At 59.1% G+C, this 3,825-nt stretch carries 3 protein-coding genes and 1 pseudogene; 2 read left to right on the forward strand and 2 right to left on the reverse strand.

Annotation, left to right across the window (positions count from 1 at the left end):
- Both WA989_RS14965 and WA989_RS14970 read right to left on the reverse strand, forming a co-directional pair.
- Positions 1 to 504 (reverse strand): annotated as a pseudogene (locus WA989_RS14965) (hypothetical protein); the annotation flags it as partial.
- Between the two features lie 9 nt (positions 505 to 513).
- On the reverse strand, positions 514 to 663 hold the full coding sequence (locus tag WA989_RS14970; RefSeq protein ID WP_424341282.1) for a hypothetical protein: 150 nt from the start codon (positions 661 to 663) through the stop codon (positions 514 to 516).
- 267 nt (positions 664 to 930) lie between these two features.
- Here WA989_RS14970 and dnaK point away from each other — a divergent pair, with 267 nt between their 5' ends.
- Entirely contained in the window at positions 931 to 2,847 is a 1,917-nt protein-coding gene (gene dnaK / locus WA989_RS14975; protein WP_424341283.1) for a molecular chaperone DnaK, read from the forward strand.
- Positions 2,848 to 2,919: 72 nt separating this feature from the next.
- On the forward strand, positions 2,920 to 3,825 hold a 906-nt coding region (locus tag WA989_RS14980), incomplete at its 3' end, for a mechanosensitive ion channel family protein (RefSeq protein WP_424341284.1).

Genomic DNA, 3,825 nt, shown 5'->3' on the forward strand with positions numbered 1-3,825 from the left:
GAAATCGGCCCCCTCGACCTCGCTGGTGCGCAGCAGGCTGCCATCACTCGTATGGATGACGCGGATCTTGTTGATATCGGCAACGTAGAGAAGGCCCCGGTCGACGATCATGCCCTTGGGCGCGTCGAGACCGGTAGCAAATTCGGCCTCGATCATCTCGCCGAACGGTGAGATTTTGGAAATCCAGCCAGAGCCGTCCGCCGCGTCGCCATTTCCGGAAACATTGGAGATGAAATAATTGCCGTCAGGCGCCAGCGCGACGCCTTCGGGATCGCTGAAACCATCGAGCGTCCAGAGTTGTACGAGGTCGATAGGGGCGTCGGGCCAGTTTGCAGCGGCCTTCGTTTCCGCGTCGTCCGCGTCAGCCTCAGCAGGCTCGTTCCCGGCTGTGTCCGGCTCGGACGGTGTTTCTGCCTGCCCGGCCGCGGTCGGGTCATCGCTAGTGGGCTGGCAGGCCGTGCAAAGCGCGGTCGCGGCTGCCAGTGCGATAAAGATTGATCTCATCAAGTCGTCCTATTTCTCAACCAGTTCGACGCGTCTGTTTGTCTCTCTGCCAGCATCGCCTGCATTTGAAAATACCGGAGCGAGCGGCCCGACGCCGTGCGGCTCCAGCCTGTCGGACGCAATATCATAATCCTGCTTCAGCGCATCGGCGACTGCCATGGCCACAGTTCGCCCGGTCACTATGCAATTGCCTCGCACAATTGGCCAGCCCGGCCCGTTATCTCCCTTTATGAACACTGCGTAACCCTCACTGAAATGTGAGCCTGCCTCTTGAGCCTGCGAAACGCCTTCCCATATCGCTGCTTGAAGACACGTTTGCCCCGGCGGACGTTGAATTCTCAAACCGTAGAGCCGCTGTTTCGGGGTGCTGCCGGACAGGCCAAGAAAACGAGATAGCGGCGGCTGAAAGAAGAGAGAGTGAAAAACATGGGAAAGATCATTGGTATCGACCTCGGCACAACGAATAGCTGTGTCGCTGTCATGGATGGCAAAGAAGCCAAGGTTATCGAAAATTCCGAAGGCGCGCGCACGACCCCGTCCGTTGTTGCCTTTACAGAGGGCGATGAGCGCCTCATCGGCATGCCCGCACGCCGTCAGGCCGTCACCAACCCTGACTTTACGTTCTATGCGATCAAGCGCCTGATCGGCCGTCAGTTCGACGATCCGACCGCGCAGAAGGACAAGGAAATCTCCCCCTTCGAGATCGTCAAAGGCCCCAAGGGCGACGCATGGGTCAAAGGCCGTGACAAGGATTACGCGCCGCAGGAAATTTCCGCCTTCATCCTGACCAAGATGAAAGAGACCGCTGAGGCCTATCTCGGCGAGGAAGTCACCCAAGCCGTTATTACAGTGCCAGCCTACTTCAACGACGCTCAGCGCCAGGCCACCAAAGATGCCGGCAAGATCGCAGGCCTTGAAGTGCTTCGCATCATCAACGAGCCGACGGCAGCTGCGCTGGCCTACGGCCTCGACAAGGACACCAACAAGACGATCGCCGTCTATGACCTTGGCGGTGGTACATTCGACGTCTCCATCCTCGAGATCGGCGATGGCGTGTTTGAAGTGCTGTCGACCAATGGTGACACCTTCCTCGGCGGTGAGGACTTCGACCTTCGCATTGTCGACTTCCTCGTCACGGAGTTCAAAAAGGACCAGGGCATCGACCTGTCGAAAGACAAGCTCGCCCTGCAACGCCTGAAGGAAGAAGCCGAGAAGGCGAAGAAGGAGCTTTCGTCTGCAAGCCAGTACGAAGTGAACCTGCCCTTCATCACGGCCGACCAGACCGGCCCCAAACACCTCAACATCAAGCTGACGCGCGCCAAGTATGAGAGCCTCGTCGAAGACCTCGTCAAGCGCACGATCGACCCGTGCAAGAAGGCGCTTGCAGATGCGGGCAAGTCGACCTCCGAGATCGATGAAGTCGTTCTCGTCGGCGGTATGACGCGCATGCCGGCTGTTCAGGCTGCTGTGAAGGACTTCTTCGGCAAGGAGCCGCACAAGGGCGTGAACCCGGATGAGGTTGTGGCCATCGGTGCTGCGATCCAGGGCGGTGTGCTGCAAGGCGACGTGAAGGATGTTGTCCTGCTCGACGTGACGCCTCTGTCGCTCGGTATCGAGACGCTGGGCGGTGTGTTCACCCGCCTGATCGATCGCAACACGACCATCCCGACCAAGAAGTCGCAAACCTTCTCGACGGCTGAAGACAATCAGCCCGCCGTGACGATCCGCGTCTTCCAGGGTGAGCGCGAGATGGCGGCCGACAACAAGATCCTCGGCCAGTTCAATCTCGAAGGCATCCCGGCTGCGCCGCGCGGTGTCCCGCAGATCGAAGTGACCTTCGACATCGACGCCAATGGCATCGTGTCCGTCTCGGCCAAGGACAAGGCGACCAATAAAGAGCAGAAGATCACCATTCAGGCGAATGGCGGCCTCTCCGAGGACGAGATCAACAATATGATGAAGGACGCTGAGTCCAACGCCGAAGCCGACAAGCAGCGCCGTGACCTCGTCGAAGCGAAGAACGCTGCCGAAGCGCTCATTCACCAGACGGAAAAGCAGCTGTCTGAGCATGGCGACAAGATCGGCACCGAAGTGAAGGCTGAGATCGAGAAAGCCTCAGAAGAGCTCAAGACGGCCGCTGAAGGCGAAGATCTGGCTGACATCCAGGCCAAGCATCAGGCCCTGATGACGGCTGCCATGAAGCTTGGTGAAGCGATCTATGCGAGCCAGCAGACCGAAGCGGCCGAAGCCGACGCCAAGGCGGACGCGGCCTCTGAGGGCTCGGACGATGATGTCGTCGATGCCGACTTCGAGGAAGTGGACGACGACCGCAAGTCGGCCTAAGAAGGCACCTGATTTGAAAACAGGACGCCCCGCAAGACATTGCGGGGCGTTTTGATTAGCGGCGAGGCACGCATGATTTTCGGAGCACAAGACGGCGAAGGCAGCAATGGCGGCGATGCCGGAAATGGCGACGACGGGATCAATACCGACGACCTCGGTATCATTTCCACGCTTCACGATTTCTGGACGCAGGTTGAAACCGTGTTCGACACCGGCTTCCTCGGCCAGCACGTCGGCCGGGGCATTCTGGCTCTCGGCATTCTGTTTATCGCCTTTCTTTTGCGCGGCGCTATCGCACATCTGATTGCGGCCACGCTGGGCAAGATCGCAGGGCGAACCAGGACAGATTTTGACGATGAGGTGGTTAAGGCGCTGAAGAAGCCTTTGACGCTTTTCCCGATTGCGGCAGGTATCTTCTTTGCGGCGCAGGCGCTTGGCGCGTCAGGCGAAGTGGATGACTTCTTCATCCTGCTGACCAAATCGATCATTATTGGCGGGATATTCTGGGCGCTGTTCAGACTGGTCAATCCGCTGGTTTCGCTGATCAAGGGTTTCCGGTCGGTCTTCGGCGAGACGCTGCTCGACTGGCTGAAGCGCATCTTCAAGGCGCTGATCATCTTCGTAGGCGGCGCGGCTATACTAGACGTGTGGGGCGTGCCCGTGCTGCCCTTCCTGGCGTCTCTGTCGTTGTTGTCCGTCGCCGTCGCGCTCGGCGCGCAGGACCTCTTCAAGAACCTCATTGGCGGTATGACAATCATTGGCGAACGGCGCCTGGCTAAGGGCGACTGGGTGTTCGTCGATGGCGTCGTCGAAGGCGTGGTGGAGGATGTGAGCTTCCGCTCCACGACCATCCGCCGGTTCGACAAGTCGCCCGTTTACGTCCCGAATTCGAAGCTTGCCGACAATCCGCTGACCAATTTCTCGCGCATGACGCACAGGCGCATCTACTGGAAGATCGGGCTCGAATACCGCACGACG

It is taken from the genome of Henriciella sp. (genome assembly GCF_049649345.1).
Classification (GTDB): Bacteria; Pseudomonadota; Alphaproteobacteria; order Caulobacterales; family Hyphomonadaceae; genus Henriciella.

What these genes read in the sequence shown, in the direction of transcription:
- dnaK (WP_424341283.1), top strand. Translation starts at nt 931, where the DNA reads ATGGGAAAGATCATTGGTATCGACCTCGGCACAACGAATAGCTGTGTC.
- WA989_RS14970 (WP_424341282.1), bottom strand. Translation starts at nt 663, where the DNA reads ATGGCAGTCGCCGATGCGCTGAAGCAGGATTATGATATTGCGTCCGAC.